The sequence below is a fragment of the Bradyrhizobium sp. SZCCHNR3119 genome, from assembly GCF_032487775.1.
Classification (GTDB): Bacteria; Pseudomonadota; Alphaproteobacteria; order Rhizobiales; family Xanthobacteraceae; genus Bradyrhizobium.
This window is the reverse complement of record NZ_JAUEUV010000001.1, coordinates 4,451,869-4,467,053: the sequence shown is the minus strand read 5'-3', so window position 1 is coordinate 4,467,053 and position 15,185 is coordinate 4,451,869. Positions and strand designations below refer to the sequence as shown.

General features: G+C 65.5%; 14 protein-coding genes. 4 read left to right on the top strand and 10 right to left on the bottom strand.

The annotated features are described in order from the left end of the window. Positions 1-242 precede the first annotated feature (242 nt). The 3 genes from QX034_RS20555 (at position 243) to upp (ending at position 3,446) form a co-directional block, all read left to right on the top strand. Positions 243-1,499 carry a GTP cyclohydrolase II gene (locus tag QX034_RS20555; RefSeq protein WP_315700697.1) on the top strand — a complete coding sequence of 419 codons (1,257 nt, stop codon included), beginning with the start codon at positions 243-245 and terminating at the stop codon, positions 1,497-1,499. 10 nt (positions 1,500-1,509) lie between these two features. Then, positions 1,510-2,733 (top strand): URC4/urg3 family protein, encoded by a 1,224-nt coding sequence (locus QX034_RS20550; protein WP_315741778.1) that lies wholly within the window; start codon positions 1,510-1,512, stop codon positions 2,731-2,733. An 83-nt stretch (positions 2,734-2,816) separates the two neighbouring features. Continuing rightward, positions 2,817-3,446 carry a uracil phosphoribosyltransferase gene (gene upp / locus QX034_RS20545; protein WP_315700699.1) on the top strand — a complete coding sequence of 210 codons (630 nt, stop codon included), beginning with the start codon at positions 2,817-2,819 and terminating at the stop codon, positions 3,444-3,446. A 49-nt stretch (positions 3,447-3,495) separates the two neighbouring features. Here the strand turns inward: upp and QX034_RS20540 are convergent, their stop codons facing one another. The 8 genes from QX034_RS20540 to QX034_RS20505 all read right to left on the bottom strand — a co-directional run bounded on the left by QX034_RS20540 (position 3,496) and on the right by QX034_RS20505 (position 11,699). Continuing rightward, complete coding sequence (locus tag QX034_RS20540; RefSeq protein ID WP_315767354.1) at positions 3,496-4,866, bottom strand: amidohydrolase family protein; 1,371 nt, start codon at positions 4,864-4,866, stop codon at positions 3,496-3,498. Continuing rightward, entirely contained in the window at positions 4,863-6,446 is a 1,584-nt protein-coding gene (locus QX034_RS20535) for an ABC transporter substrate-binding protein (RefSeq protein ID WP_316195740.1), read from the bottom strand. The genes QX034_RS20540 and QX034_RS20535 overlap by 4 nt, the downstream gene beginning before the upstream one ends. Positions 6,447-6,592: 146 nt before the next feature. Further along, positions 6,593-7,480, bottom strand: coding sequence for a polysaccharide deacetylase (locus tag QX034_RS20530; RefSeq protein WP_315700702.1), 888 nt, complete (start codon positions 7,478-7,480; stop codon positions 6,593-6,595). After that, on the bottom strand, positions 7,467-8,285 hold the full coding sequence (locus QX034_RS20525; RefSeq protein ID WP_315700703.1) for an ABC transporter substrate-binding protein: 819 nt from the start codon (positions 8,283-8,285) through the stop codon (positions 7,467-7,469). Before QX034_RS20525 ends, QX034_RS20530 begins: the two co-directional genes overlap by 14 nt. Before the next feature lie 10 nt (positions 8,286-8,295). Next, positions 8,296-9,060 carry an amino acid ABC transporter ATP-binding protein gene (locus QX034_RS20520; protein ID WP_315700704.1) on the bottom strand — a complete coding sequence of 255 codons (765 nt, stop codon included), beginning with the start codon at positions 9,058-9,060 and terminating at the stop codon, positions 8,296-8,298. Next, positions 9,057-9,914 (bottom strand): amino acid ABC transporter permease, encoded by an 858-nt coding sequence (locus QX034_RS20515; RefSeq protein ID WP_315700705.1) that lies wholly within the window; start codon positions 9,912-9,914, stop codon positions 9,057-9,059. Before QX034_RS20515 ends, QX034_RS20520 begins: the two co-directional genes overlap by 4 nt. Next, positions 9,911-10,732, bottom strand: a complete 822-nt coding sequence (locus QX034_RS20510; RefSeq protein ID WP_315741781.1) for an ABC transporter substrate-binding protein — start codon at positions 10,730-10,732, stop codon at positions 9,911-9,913. The genes QX034_RS20515 and QX034_RS20510 overlap by 4 nt, the downstream gene beginning before the upstream one ends. A 22-nt stretch (positions 10,733-10,754) precedes the next feature. After that, on the bottom strand, positions 10,755-11,699 hold the full coding sequence (locus tag QX034_RS20505) for an N-carbamoyl-D-amino-acid hydrolase (protein ID WP_315741782.1): 945 nt from the start codon (positions 11,697-11,699) through the stop codon (positions 10,755-10,757). 173 nt (positions 11,700-11,872) lie between these two features. Between QX034_RS20505 and QX034_RS20500 the strand changes: the two genes are divergently transcribed. Continuing rightward, positions 11,873-12,823, top strand: a complete 951-nt coding sequence (locus QX034_RS20500; protein ID WP_315700707.1) for a LysR family transcriptional regulator — start codon at positions 11,873-11,875, stop codon at positions 12,821-12,823. 6 nt (positions 12,824-12,829) lie between these two features. Here QX034_RS20500 and QX034_RS20495 read toward each other — a convergent pair whose 3' ends face one another. Next, positions 12,830-13,018, bottom strand: a complete 189-nt coding sequence (locus tag QX034_RS20495; RefSeq protein WP_315700708.1) for a hypothetical protein — start codon at positions 13,016-13,018, stop codon at positions 12,830-12,832. 250 nt (positions 13,019-13,268) lie between these two features. Continuing rightward, positions 13,269-15,182, bottom strand: coding sequence for a nitric oxide reductase activation protein NorD (locus tag QX034_RS20490; protein ID WP_315700709.1), 1,914 nt, complete (start codon positions 15,180-15,182; stop codon positions 13,269-13,271). Positions 15,183-15,185: the final 3 nt, after the last annotated feature.

The following is a 15,185-nucleotide window of genomic DNA, read 5'->3' as shown; positions in this document are numbered from 1 at the left end:
TGGAAAGCGTATCGCGAAAGCGGATGTGTCAACATGATGAAACGAACTGTCGGCATCCACGTAACCATTTGCCTACAAACAAGGCGCTCGCGGCGTTCGCAGGAGCAGCATCCCGGAACCCTTGTTTTGGGCCGGGAACATGCTATATTGATGCATGGAAACTAACAGCTCTTTTCGGTCAGGCCCGTCATCTCGGCGGGCCGTTGCCGTTTTGGGGGTGGCTCTGATGGGGTTACTCTGAGATGACGCGCTCCAACCGCACTGACCATATCCGCCTGACCTCGCATCCGGTTCCGGGCGCCAAGCACAATTTCCCACTCCAATGGGGCGCCCCGAGCGCGCGCGAACGCGGGCCAATCATCGGCACCGTCTCGCGTCCGCAGGACCGCAACGTGATCGGCAGCCATGGCGGCTCCTACACGGTCTATCGGGCGCTCGCGGTCTCCTCCGGCGCACTCGATCCGATCCGCCGCCCCGACCTCACCAACACCCATCCGGCCGCGAGCATCGGGCCGTTCGCGCAATGGCGCGATCCCGCCAAGATCGTCGCGCTCGATCCATGGGGGCATCTGGTCGCGGAGAATTTCGGCGCCGAGATCGCCGAAGGCATCGATATCAGGCCGACGATCGCGGTGACCAAGGCGCGGCTCGACCTGCCGGAGCTTCACGCAGCGCTGGCGGCAAAACGCATCACGACAGACGGCGATGTCGTGCACGCCAACGGCAGCGTCTCCGTGGTGAAGATCGCGATCGATCCGGTGTGGTACCTACCCGGCGTCGCAGCGCGGTTCGGCACCAGCGAGACCAATCTGCGCCGCGGCCTGTTCGAGCAGACCGGCGGCATGTATCCGGAGCTGGTGACGCGGCCGGACCTGCAGGTATTCCTGCCGCCGATCGGCGGCACCACCGTGTATCTGTTCGGCGATGTCGACAAGCTGAACGATGGCAAGACCAGGATCACCTGCCGCGTCCACGACGAATGCAACGGCTCCGACGTATTCGGCTCGGATATCTGCACCTGCCGCCCCTATCTCATTCACGGCATCGAGGAATGCGTGCGCGCCGGCCAGACCGGCGGTCTCGGCATCATCGTCTATAACCGCAAGGAAGGCCGCGCGCTCGGCGAGGTCACCAAGTTCCTGGTCTACAATGCGCGCAAGCGCCAGGAGGATGGCGATGCCGCGGCCGCCTATTTCGAGCGCACCGAATGCGTCGCCGGCGTGCAGGATGCGCGCTTCCAGCAACTGATGCCCGACGTGATCCACTGGCTCGGCATCACGCGTATCGACCGCTTCATCTCGATGAGCGACATGAAGCATGATGCATTGACGGGCCAGGGCGTCGAGATCGTCGAACGCGTGCCGATCCCGGACGAACTGATTCCGGCCGACGCCCATGTCGAGATCGCGGCCAAGAAGGCGGCGGGCTATTTTTCGCTCGAACCACAGAAGCCGCAGGAGCTCGGAGATACGGTCGGGCGCCCACTCGAGAAGTACTGAGCAAACCAAGATGGTCGATGCCTCCTCCCTCTTGTCGGCCCGGGCGGTGCGCGAGCGGGCGCACCGGCTGCTTGCTCTCGGCCTTGAGGACAAGCTGCCGCATTTCCGTATCGATCTGACCAGGCTCGATGCGGTCGCGGAGCTTGTGCTCGCGGTGACCCACAAGGCCTATCCGAGCGGCGACGTGCCGTTCCATTCGCGCTGGCGGCATTTCGTGATCGCAGGCCAGGATCGCTGGGCAGCGGTCGCCGACAAGGTGAGCTGGCCCGATGCGGCGGCGCGGGCGCGGGCGGAATTCGATCTCGCCATCGTCAGCGTACTGCTCGATGCCGGCGCCGGCGCCGCATGGCGCTATCATGATGCGGTGAGCGGCACCCGCGTCGGCCGGTCCGAGGGACTGGCGCTCGCCAGCCTCGACATGTTCGCGCACGGCGCATTCTCGGATCAGGTCACAGCTCCCCTGCGCGCAGACGCTTCAAGGCTTGCGCAGATCACCGTCGCGGATCTCGAACGCGGCTTCCAGGTCAGTGCCGAGAATTCGCTGCTCGGACTTGAAGGACGGACCGACCTGTTACGCCGGCTCGGCGGCCTGATCGGCGGCAAGCCCGACGTCTTCGCGAGGAAAGACAGCGCCCGGCCCGGCGGCTTGTTCGACCATCTCGCCGCGCGCGCGGAGAGCGGCCGCATCGCCGCGCCCGCGATCCTCGCCGAGGTGCTGGTTCAGCTCGGACCGATCTGGCCGTCGCGCATCACGCTCGATGGCGTCGCGCTCGGCGATTGTTGGCGCCATCCAGCGCTCAAAACCGAGGATAGGACGAGCGAGTTGGTGCCGCTGCACAAGCTGTCGCAATGGTTGACCTATTCGCTGATTGAGCCGCTGCAGCGCGCGGGCTTCACCGTGACCGACATCGACGGCCTCACCGGGCTCGCCGAATATCGCAACGGCGGACTGTTCGTTGACGGCGGCGTGCTGGTATTGCGCGACGGGAACGACGCGACGCGCGCACATGCGGTCGACTCCGCGCTGGTGGTCGAGTGGCGAGCGCTTACCGTCGCCCTGCTCGACCGGCTTGCAATCGTCATCCGACAGCGCATGGGGCAAGATGCCGAGAGCCTGCCACTCGCCAAGATTCTCGAAGGCGGCAGCTGGGCCGCAGGACGCAAGCTCGCCTTCGAGTGTCGCCCCGACGGTTCGCCGCCGCTCAAGGTGATCAGTGACGGCACGGTGTTCTAGTTAGGATCGCGCATCGGGGCGCGGTGCGCTCCCTCTCCCCGCCTGCGGGGAGAGGTTACAGGAGACACAGGAGCACGAAGGTCATGCAAGGCGTCACGGTCGTCGATCATCCGCTGGTCCAGCACAAGCTGACGCTGATCCGCGACAAGTCGATCTCGACCAAGTCATTCCGCGAGTTGTTGAAGGAGATCGGCATGCTCCTCTGCTACGAGGTGACGCGCGACCTGCCGCTCACCGAGGTCGAAGTCGAGACGCCGCTGGCGCGCATGCAATCGGCCAAGATCGCCGGGAAGAAACTCGTCTTCGTGCCGGTGCTGCGCGCCGGGGTCACCTTCGTCGACGGCATGCTCGATCTGGTGCCGACGGCGCGCGTCGCCCATATCGGGCTCTATCGCGAGCCGCAGACCTTCGTCGCGGTCGAATATTTCTTCAAGGCGCCGTCTGACCTCGGCGAGCGGCTGGCCGTCGTGGTCTCGCCGGTGCTCGCAACCGGCAATTCAGCGGTCGCCGCCATCGATCGGCTGAAGGAACGCGGCGCCAAGGACATCCGCATGGTCTGCATGATCGCAGCGCCCGAAGGTGTCGAGCGGGTGCGCGGCCTGCACCCGGACGTGCCGCTATGGACCGCTGCGATCGACGACGGCCTCGACGACAACGCCTTCATCGTGCCCGGCCTCGGCGATGCCGGCGACCGGGCCTACGGCACGCGGTGAGACGGCCGGCATCTCTGGATGTCGAGACGTATCGCTCCGCGGCCCGAATTTATCCCGCGAACGCCGCCTGCGCCTCCGGCAGCGCCCAGATCTTCTCGATCGCAGCAGCGCCGGCCGAAGTGATGGCCGCCTCATCGCCATGCAGATAACGGCCGTCGTGGATCAGCAGCCGGCCGTCGACCATGACCTGATCGATGTTGGCGCGGTTGGCGAGCGCGATCAGGCCGCGGCGGGGATCGTGCAATGGCTGGAGATGCGGATGCGTCATGTCAACGACGGTGAGATCGGCAGTGGCGCCCGGCGCGATCACGCCGAGATCGTCGCGCTTGATCATGGCGGCGGCGGTCGCAGTGACCGCATCGATCAGTTCCGGTGCGCTCGCGGTCTCCGCGTTGCCCAGCGCAACCTTGGAGATCAGCGACGCCGCGTTGAGCTCACCGAGCAGGTCCATGTTGTAGCCGTCGGTGCCGATGGCGGTACGCACGCCATGGGCGGCGAAGCGGCCAAAGGCGGCAGTGACCCCGGCGCGCGCGAACACCCGCGGACAGTTCAGGACGCCGGTGCCGCGCGCCGCCATCAGCGCAAGGTCCGCATCCGTCGAGGCGTGGCAGTGCGCGGCGAGCAGGTCGTCACCGAGCACGCCGAGCCAGTCGAGATATTCCGCCGGGGTGCGGCCATCATAGCGCGCGGCAATGGTGGCGACTTCACCCTGACTCTGCGCCATATGGATCGTGATCGGCACATTCAGTTCGCGCGCACGCGCCGCCGCGGCGCGCAGCAGATCGGGGCCGCAGGTGTCGGTCGCGTGCGGGCTCATCGCCAGGCGAATGCGACCCTGCGCCTGCCCATGCCAGCGCTGATACAGCGCGTTCCAGGTCGCCATGTCGGCCTCGCCGTCGTCGCCGGCATAATGCACGATACCGTCGGCGCCGGCCTTGGCATCGCCGGTCGAGAACAGATAGGGCGCACCATAGAACCGGATCCCCATCTCCTCTGCCGCATCGAACAGCTCGGGGATCGTGTTGCGCGACGGCTCCATCACCGTGGTCGCCCCACCTTTCAACAGTTGCAGCATGCCCATACGTCCGACCGCGCGCCGTTCCTCAGCCGAGAGGATCTCGGCGCCGCGCTTGGAGAGCGGCAGCAGCACCGTGTAGACGATGCTCTTGTTGTTGCGGCGGCCGTTGCCGTCTTCCGTCAACGTCCGCGCGATCGCCTCGCTGAAGATGTGGTTGTGCAGGTTCAACAGGCCCGGCAGCACGAAGCGGCCGGGGCGGTCGAACACCTCATCGGCGGCCGGCTTGTCTGGCGTGATCGCCACGACACGCCTGCCCTCGATCAGCACCCAATGGTCGCGCAGCACCTTCTGCGCGCCCGCGTCGCGCGTCAGCACATAGCTGCCGAAGATCGCCGTGCTCATGCGGGCCTCACATTCCAGAACACCGCGGTGCCGTCGAGAACACCGGTGATGCTCTTGCGGTACGCCGTCGGCTGCTTGTAGAGACCGATCGGATAATACGGGATCTCCTCGAATGCCAGCGCCTGGATCTCGCGGCAGATGCGCTGCTGCTCGGCAAGATCGGGCGCCGCCAGCCACTGGCTACGCAGCGCGCCCATCTTCTCGCTTCTGTACCAGCCGGCCACCGCGCCCTCGCCGCGCAGATTGGTGTTCCCGGCCGGATTGAGCCAGTCGATGCCCTGCCAATTGCCGACCGCGGCACTCCAGCCGCCCTGCTCGATCGGATCCTTCTTCAGCTGGCGCTGCAAGACGGCAGCGAAATCCAGCGCGACATACTCCACATTCATGCCGGCGCGCCGCATCATGTCGGCCGCCACCTCGCCGAGCGGCCGCTGCGCCTGCGAATTCGCGGGCACCAGCAGCACGACCTTCTCGCCACCGTAGCCGGCGGCCTTCAGGTCCGCTTTCACCTTCTCCATGCTACGCGGGCCGCGGAACACATCGAGGCCGATGTCGCTCGCCATCGAGGTGCCAGGCGCGAAGAAGCCGATCGGCGTGGACTGATAGGCAGGATCGCTGCCGGCGACCGCGGTCATGAAGGCGGCCTGATCGATCGCCCCCAACAGCGCGCGGCGGATCGCCGGATTGTTGAACGGCGGATGCAAGTGGTTGACACGCATCATGCAGGCATAGCCGCGCGGATCGAGGACGCGGACAACGATGTCCTCCTCGGCCTTCAGCACCGGAAGAAGATCGTGTGGGGTCGTCTCCTGCCAGTCCTGTTCGCCGGTGCGCAAAGCCGCGGCTGCGGTGCCGGCATCGGGCATCGTCGACCACACCACGCGGTCGTAGTACACGATCTTCGGACCGGCGGTCCAATTCGGCTTGCCGTCGCTGCGCGGCCGATAGTGCTCGAATTTGGCGTAGACGTTGCGGATGCCCTGCACGCGCTCGTCCCTCACGAAGCGGAACGGCCCGCTGCCGACCACCTCGGTGAGCGGCTTCATCGGGTCCTGGCTCGCGAGGCGTTCGGGCATCATGAAGGCTGGCTGTACCGCGGCTTTGCCGAGCGCCTGCGGCAACAGCGGAAACGGCCGCTTCAGCCGGAAGCGGATGGTCTTGTCGTCGAACGCGGAGAGCTCATCCGTCGCCGCGATCAGCTCGGCGCCGAAGCCATCGCGCGCGGCCCAGCGCTTGATGCTGGCGACGCAGTCGCGCGCCAGCACCTTCTCGCCGTCATGCCAGACCAAGCCCTCGCGCAAGGTCAGATCCCACTGCTTGCCGTCGTTGGAGACGGCATGACCGGCCACCATCTGCGGCGACACGTCGAGCGCGGCATCCATGCCATAGAGCGTGTCGTAGACCATGAAGCCGTGATTGCGCGTGACCTGCGCTGTCGAGAAGATCGGATCGAGGAAGGCGAGATCGATCACCGGAATGAAGCGCAAGGTGGTCTGCGCCTCGGCGCGAACGAGTCCCGGCATCGACAGCGCGGGAAGCGTGGCGGCAGCGCCAAGCAGCGAACGGCGGGAAATGCGCATGGACATCCTTTTGACACCGCTACATCGAAAACGACTTCTTCCCCTCATCCTGAGGGGCTTGCGTAAGCAAGCGTCTCGAAGGAATGAGGTCCGACATCGCCCTCATGGTTCGAGACGGCGCTAACGCACCTCCTCACCATGAGGAACTACCGCTGCCCGGCCGCCTCGTGGTGCCGGTAATTCGCCGCGATCTCAGCCCCCGTCGTGATCCAGACGTCCTTGCAGGACTTGGCGTAGCTGAGGAATTCGCGCAGCAGCCGGAAGCGCATCGGACGGCCGGAGACCTGCGGATGCAGCACGGTCGTGACCATCGCGCCCCACTCCCTGACCTCGTCGAGTTCGTCCTTCCACATCGAGAGCACGTGCTCCTTCGGGAAGATCGAGCGCGGCGAGAACCGCGCCGAGAGCCCGTGCATCCAGTCGTCATAGCTTGCGGTGACCGGAATTTCGATCGTACCGGGCCTGCCGTCGGCGAGGCGATGGCGGTACGGCCTGACATCATCGCGGAACGAGGACGTGTAGACGATGCCATGGCGCATCAGTGCGACGCGCAGCTCTTCCGTGAATTCCCCGAACGGCGCGCGATAGCCGATCGGTGTGACACCGAGCCGTCGCTTGATCGCCTCGAACCCCTTCTCCAATTCCTCTTCGAGGTAGGGATCGCCGGGATCCGGCAGCAGATGATGATAGCCGTGATGGCCGATCTCGTGGCCGGCCTTGAGGATGGCTTCCGCCATCGCCGGGTGTGCGTCGACCGACCAGCCGGTGACGAAGAAGGTCGCCTTCAGATCGAGCTCGCCGAGCAGTTCCAGGAGCTTCGGCGTGCCGACCCGCGCCTCGTAGCCGCCATAACTCATCGTGACCAACCGCGCCGCATGCGCCGGGTCCTTCGAGGTCCAGGCGGCCTCGGCATCGACATCGAACGACAGGAACATCGCCGAGGTGAACGGCTTCGGCCAGGGATAGTCCGGGGCCGCCGGCGCCGTGTTGGCGGGGATGAGCGGGATGCTTCGAAGCGCCTTACTGTCCAGCATTGATCACCACCTTCTCGATCCCGTTGCCGCTCAACTTCCATTTCGCCAACAACGCCTTGTAGCTGCCCTCGGTGATCAGCTCCTCCAGCGCGCCCTGCAGTGCCTCGCGCAACTCCGCGGCCTTTACCGGCGTGGCAAGCCCCGTATATTGGATCGCGATCATCTCGCCCACCGGCACATAGGCGTTCGGCTCCTGGTCCATGATGTAGGGCAAGGTCTCGTTGCCCTGCACCGCGGCGTCGATACGGCCCTGCCGCAGCTGCGTGCGCGCATCGGCAGAGCCTTCGGTGCCGACGAATTGGATCGGACTCGAGCCACAATTCTTTGCGCTCCAGGCTGCGATCTCTTCGGGAAACTTTGTGCGCCTGCTGGCACCGACCTTCTTGCCGCACAGCGCCTGTGCGTCCTTGAACTCGTCGCCGCGCGACGCCTGCACAAAGAAGCGAGGGCCGCTGCGCAGATAATCGATGAAGGTCGCAGAATCCTGCCGGCTCTTGGTGTCCGTCATCCCCGAGAGAATGATATCGAAACGCTGGGTCGCGAGTCCCGGCATCAGCTGATCGAAGCTGGTCTCCTGCCAGACCGCCTTGACGCCGAGCTTCCTGGCCAGCGCCTCGCCGAGGTCGACGTCGAATCCGGTCAGCGTTGATGTAGCGGGATCCTTGAATTCCATCGGCGGATAGTTCGGCACCACCGCGATCCGAAGGCCATTCTGCTTGATCTCGGCCGGCAACTCTGCCGACAGCGCCGGGCCGGTGACGACAGCGCCAAGCAACGCGGTCAGGGCAAACATAGTCAGTCGCATCGATCCCCCTTCACACTTCCGCAGCCAGGAAGGCGCGGGTGCGCGCCTCGCGCGGCGCATTGAGCACGTCCTTGGCCGGACCAGCCTCCACGATCGCGCCCTGGTCCATGTAGACGACGCGATCGGCCACCTCGCGCGCGAAGCCGAGCTCGTGCGTCACCACCAGCATAGTCATGCCCGACGTCGCAAGCTCCTTCATGACGGCGAGCACTTCGCCGACCAGTTCCGGATCGAGCGCCGAGGTCGGTTCGTCGAACAGCACGAGTTGAGGCCGCATCGCCAGCGCCCGCGCGATCGCGACACGCTGCTGCTGGCCGCCCGAGAGTTGCGAGGGATACGATGTGGCCTTCTCGGCAAGCCCGACGCGGCGGAGCAGCTCCATCGCTTCGAGCTTCGCTTCGGCCGCCTTCCGCCGCTGCACCTGCACCGGCCCTTCGATGACGTTCTCGAGCGCGGTCATATGCGGAAACAGGTTGAAGCGCTGGAACACCATGCCGCATTTCAGCCGCTGCCGCCCGATCTCCCGGTCGTTCAGACGATGCAGTTTACCAGCATCCTCGCGACAGCCGAGCAACTCGCCGTCCAGCCAGATGCCGCCGCTATCGATCGCCGTCAGCTGATTGACGCAGCGGAGCAGCGTGGTCTTGCCCGAGCCGGACTTGCCGATCAGGCACACGACCTCGCCGGCCCAGACGTCCAGCGAGACCTGCTTCAGCGCCTGGAAGTCGCCGAACTGCTTGCTGACCTTGCGGATCGCGACCAACGGCGTGTTCATCGCGCCACCTGGACGATGCCGCGGGCGAAGCGCCGTTCCAGCAGCATCTGCAGCGGGGTGAGGATGGAGACCACAAGCAGATACCAGAGGCCGGCGACGATCAAGAGCTCGATCACACGCGAATTGGCGTAGTAGATGTTCTCCGCCGAGTGCAGCACTTCCGGATATTGGATCACGCTGGCAAGCGAAGTCGCCTTGACGAGCCCAATGAACTCGTTGCCAAGCGGCGGGAGCACGACGCGCATCGCCTGCGGCAGGATGATCCGGCGCAGCGCCTGCAGGCGGCCCATGCCGATCGCCTGCGCCGCCTCATATTGTCCGATGTCGACCGACAGCAGCCCGGCGCGCATCACCTCCGACGTGTAGGCGCCCTGGTTGATGCCGAGCCCTAGCAATGCGGCAAGGAACGGCGTCATCACGTCGACGGCACGCGCGCTCCAGAGCCCGGGAATGCCGATGGTCGGAAACACCAGCGCCAGGTTGAACCACAGCAGCAGTTGCAGGATCAGCGGCGTGCCGCGGAACAGCCACGTATATCCCGCGGCGACCGCCTTCAGCACCGGGTTGGGCGACAGCCGCATGATCGCGACGATGACGCCGAGTGCGATGCCGAGCGCCATCGCCAGCACCGCCATGATCATCGTGTTGACGATGCCGTGCAGGATCACCGGCGCGGTCAGGAAACGGTTGACATAGGACCATTCGATCTGCCCGCGCGCAAAGGCACGGCCGATCGCCACCAGCACGACGAGGATCACGGCAGCCGTGATCCAGCGGCCCCAATGCGCCTGCCGGGCCACCGGCAACGAAGTAAGATCGGGGAAGCCGTCGGCCAGCGCGTCGGCGCGTTTCATTGCGGCGCCGCGTTCAGCATCGGCTCGCGCACCGCATTGGCGCCGAGGCCCCATGTGTCGAGGATCGCCTTGTAGCTGCCGTCGGCGATCATCGCCTTGAGCTGCTCGGTCACCACATCGCGCAACGCGCCGTCGTCCTTGCGGACCATGATGCCCTGATAACCGTACGCGATCGGCTCGCCGACGATGCGATACTTGCCGGCCTCCTGCGACTGCGCATAGGGCAAGGTCTCGCTGCCCTGCACCGCGGCGTCGATGCGGCCCTGCTTCAGCTGGTTGCGCACGTCGATCGAGTTCTCGCCGGGCACATATTGCGCCGCCGGCTTGCCGGCCGCCTCGCAAACCGCCTTGCTCCACTTCTCGATCTCGGCCGGAAAACTGGTCGAGCGCGTGGTGCCGATCTTCTTGCCGCAGAGATCGGCCGCGATCTTGGCCTCGCTCTCGGTGAGCACGAAGAATTGTGGGCCGGTGACGAGATAGTCGACGAAATCGGCGGTCCCGCGGCGCGACGCGCGATCGGAAATCCCTGAGATGATGAAATCGGCGCGCTTCGTCTGCAGCGAGGGGATCAATTCCGCGAACGCCGTCTCGCTCCAGACGATCTTCAGCTTGAGCCGCTTGGCCAACTCATTGGCGAGATCGATGTCGAGCCCCTTCAGCTCGTTGGTCGCGGGATCGCGATATTCCATCGGCGCGTAGGTCGAATTGACCGTCAGCCGCAACGTGCCGGACTGTTTGATCTCGGCCGGGAATTCCGCCGCCGCGGCCGATATCAGTGAAGCCAGCCCCATCACACAGATGCCGAACCAACGACGCATCATGTCCCTCCCCTCGCCAACGCTAGGCCGGCTCGACTGCGCCGGCGCGTTCGGCGATGACGCGGTACTGCTCGGGCCGGCGATGCGCCGCGAAGTTGAACATCTTCTCCTTGCCCTGCCGGCAAAGATCGAGATCGATGTCGGCCACGATCACCTCGTCGGCGAGCGATGTCGCTTGCGCAACGATCCGCCCGTTGGGATCGACGATGCAGGAGCCGCCGATCAGCCCGGAGCCGTCCTCGTCGCCTGCCTTGGCCACGGCGATGGCCCAGGTCGCGTTCATATAGGCGTTGGCCTGTGCGACCAGCGTCGAGTGGAAGGTGCGCAGCGATGCATCCTCGGTGTTGCCGCCGTTCGGATCATAGGCCGCGGAGTTGTAGCCGATGCAGACGAGTTCGACGCCTTGCATTCCGAGCACGCGCCAGGATTCCGGCCAACGACGATCGTTGCAGATCATCATGCCGATGATGGCGCGGCCCCAATCGGCTCCAGTGCGCACGGCGGGAAAGCCGAGATCGCCATAACCGAAATAGCGCTTCTCGAGCTGCTGATACTTGGCGCCCGGCCGCGGCTCGACCGAGCCCGGCAGATGCACCTTGCGGTACTTGCTGATGATCTGCCCTTCGCGATCGACCAGGATGGAGGAATTGAAGCGCCGGCCCTCGGCGGTCAGTTCGGCGTAGCCGACATAAAAGCCGACGCCGAGCGTACGGGCGCGGTCGAACAAGAATTGCACATCCGCATTCGGCATGCTGCGCTCGAAATGCGTATCGAGCGCATCGTCTTCCAGGAGCCAGCGCGGGAAGAAGGTGGTGAAGGCCAGCTCCGGGAACACCACGAGCCGTGCGCCTTGGCCGGCGGCCTGCTCCAGCAGCGCGATCATGCGCGCCAGCGTGTGCGCGCGGGAATCGGCCCGTTGGGTCGGCCCCATCTGGGCAGCGGCGGCGCGGACAATACGACTCAACATTGCCTCCGATCTGTGCGCATTGCTGAATTCCAAGGCGGCACAGCCTTGCCCTTGGCGCAATGCGAGAGGGGCGATTACGCGGAAGCGGCGCAAGTTTTGCAACGGGCCACGAAAGCCTCGCGCTATGATATTTTGCCCGCGACCATAACGACAGCTTATAAGGCGTTCATCCCATGAACCTGCGCCAGCTCGAAATCCTGCGTGCGGTCATTCGCCACCGCACCACCGTCGCCGCCGCCGAGGAGCTCGCGCTGTCGCAGCCTGCGATCAGCAACGCGTTGAAGGCGATGGAAGCCCAGGCCGGCTTCACGCTGTTCGAGCGCATCAACAACCGGCTGTTCCCGACCGCCGAGGCGATGGCGCTCTATGAGGAGAGCGAGGCGATCTTCACGTTGCATGCGCGGCTGGAGAACCGCGTCCGCGATCTGCGCGAACAGCGCACCGGCCATCTCTCGATCGTGGCGACGCCGCCACTCGCCTACAGCATCATCCCGCCGACGCTGTCGGGCTTCCTGCGCCGGCGCCCGCAGACGCGCGTGTTCTTCGACGTGCGGCGTTATGAGGGAATCATCGACGGCGTGCTCGGCAATGTCGCCGAGCTCGGATTCGCGCTCGGGCTATCCGATCATCCGGGCATCGCCCATGAGGTGGTGCATACCGGTGAAATGGTCTGCGTGCTGCCGCCGAAGCATCCTTTGGCGGAGCGGCTGATGATCTCGGCAGCCGATCTTGCCGGCTTTCCGCTGATCGGGCTCGAACGCGGCACGCGGCTCGGTGAAGCCGTGCGCGAAAGTTTTGCCCAAGCCGGTGCAACGTTCCAGCCCAGCGTCGAGGTGCGCTACTGCAACACGGCTTGCGTGCTCGCCGCGACTGGCGTCGGCGCTGCGGTGGTCGATCCGTTCTCGCCGCAGCAGGGCGGCCACGATCTCGTGGTCCGTCCCTTCACGCCGAAAACGCCTGTGTCGGCCTATATGTTGTGGTCGGAAGCCAAGCCGCTGTCGAACCTCGCCAAGACCTTCCGCAGCGAGGTGCGCAACGCCAGCCGGACATTGACCGGCTGCACATCCACAGAGACTGCATACCAGTCCTCGGCGCAGCCGAGACTGGAATCCGGCCGCGTTTGACCGGGCTCACCCCCTCGCCAGCTCGATCTCCTGTTCCTGGCGGGTCGCCACGTCATAGACTTTGATCTGCAGCATCGGGAAGCGCCGCTTCAGGTCCCTTGCGCCGTTCTGGGCGCCTTCCTTGGTCTTGAATTCGGTCTTGACCTGGCCATCGACAACGACGGCGTAGCCGCCCTGCGACAGATCCTTCGACATATCCTTGGAAGACTTGTCTTGAGCCGATTTCTCTTGGACAGATTTCTCTTGAGCAGGCTTGGGCATTTCGTTGCAGACGTCGATTGAGTTGAGGGGACGCGGTGGCAGCGCTTTGAACGACCTCGATCTAAGGTGAGTCTGCCGGCAGGGGCAAGCGGAGAAGCGTTCTACACAACCGAGCTAGATGCGACTCACTCTCTGCCTGTAAATGACCGCAAAGCGACTTCTGGATGTCAAGCACAGCGAGCCGTCAATGCGCGACCTGGCGATAGATCGCGGGCAGCGCCGCCGGCAGCCGGCGGATATTGCCGACGATCGCGTAGCCGCCGCGGCCGAACAGCGTCGGAAAATAGGATTGCGCCGCTGCATCGATGGTCACGCCGAACACCGAGACACCCTGCCGCCGCGCCTCCTGCACCGCCTTGCGCGTGTCTTCGACGGCGAAGCGGCCTTCATAATGATCGACGTCGTTCGGCTTGCCGTCGGTCAGAACCAGCAGCAGGCGCTTGCGCTGCGGCTGCCCTGACAGTTCCGCCGCGGCGTGACGCACGGCGGCACCGATCCGGGTGTAATAGCCGGGCCGCAGCGCGCCGATTCGCCGCTCGACCTGCGCACTCATCGGCTCGCCGAATCCCTTGACGGTTTCGACACGCACCCAGTCGCGCCGGCGCGAGGTGAAGGTGAGAATGCTGTTGGTGTCGCCGCAGGCCGCAAGTCCATGGGCCAGCACCAGCAGCGCCTCCTTCTCGACGTCGAGCACGCGATAGCCATCGACCCAGGCATCCGTCGACAGCGAGACGTCGACCAGCAGGGTGACGGCGAGATCGTGTCCCTGGGGACGCATCGCCAGATGCACCCGATCCAGCGCGCCGCTTCCGGCCCGCAGATCGCAGCGTGCGCGGACCAGCGCATCGAGGTCGAGATCATGGCCGTCGTCCTGGGCGCGCATCACCTCGTGTCGCGGCCTGAGCGCCTCAAATCTCCGCCGTACCTGGCGGATGCGGCGGCGCATGGCATCATCCGGCATCCAGCTCTCGCCGGTCTCCGGCGCATCGCCGGCGACCACGCGGCAATGATCGGCCATGTAGTTGCCGCTGCGATAGTTCCATTCCGGATAGAGCCGGCCGCTGGCGAGCCGGGAGGGATCGACAGCCTCGGGCGGCAGGTCGAGATCGAATTTCAGCTTGGTGGCCGGCTTGCCCTTGCACCTGGAGATCGCGAGTTCATCGAGGTCATCGGCCGCCTTGCGCGCGTCCTCGTCTTCGCTGTCGTCGGACGGACGATCGACATTGACCATCTCCGCCATGGCCATGATCTTCTCGAAGCGATTGAGGATGAAGGGATCGCGCTTGGCCGCATCGTCGCGCTCGCGCGTGGCGAAGCGCTTGCGCGGGTCCGGTGCTGTGGCCTCCTCGCTCGGTGCGAGGAGATCGTCATCGTCGGCCTGCACAGGGACGGCCTCGCGGGACCAGCAATCGCCCCACAGCGGACAGGGCAACATCGCCTGATAGCCGGGCGGCGCGCGGCCAGGCAATTCGCGCGACCGCATTGCGGCGTCCCACAGCGCGCGCTCGGACGAACCGCCGCTGCTGAGCAGCGCCATCACGATGTGTTCGACCTCCTGTTCGACGCGAGGCAGCGGCCGACGCGGCCGCGCAACCGCCATCGCCTGAGCGAGTCGCGCATACGGCGTGGCGAGCCCTGGAAAACGCGCAATGACCAGCGCCGTGATCCCGCAGGCCCGCCGCAGCGTCGAGAGATCACGCTGCAGCGGATCAAGCGCATCGAGGCCAGGCGACGGCCCGGTCGCAAACCACGCAGCGAGCCAGCGATACAGCATCGCGTTGAGATCAGCGTCCGGAAACAGCGCGATGCACTCCGGAAGAAATATGGTGGCGCCGTCGCGCCCGGGCTGATCGAGACATTCGTCACCCAGCCCGATGCGCTGACGCCAGCCGAGTCGGTGGCCGGATTTGCGCGCCTTGGCTGGCGCGATCTGCACGCCCGTCTCGCCGCCGAGCGCGCGGAACATCACCGCGATCTGGCCCTGGATGTCGGCGAGCGCCACCGCATGCTCGGCGTGAACCGGATAGCTTGCAGTCGCGCCGACGAGGCGGTGCCAGGCCCGTCCGACCGTCTCCTCCAGTTCGAGGAAGTCGAGCATGGC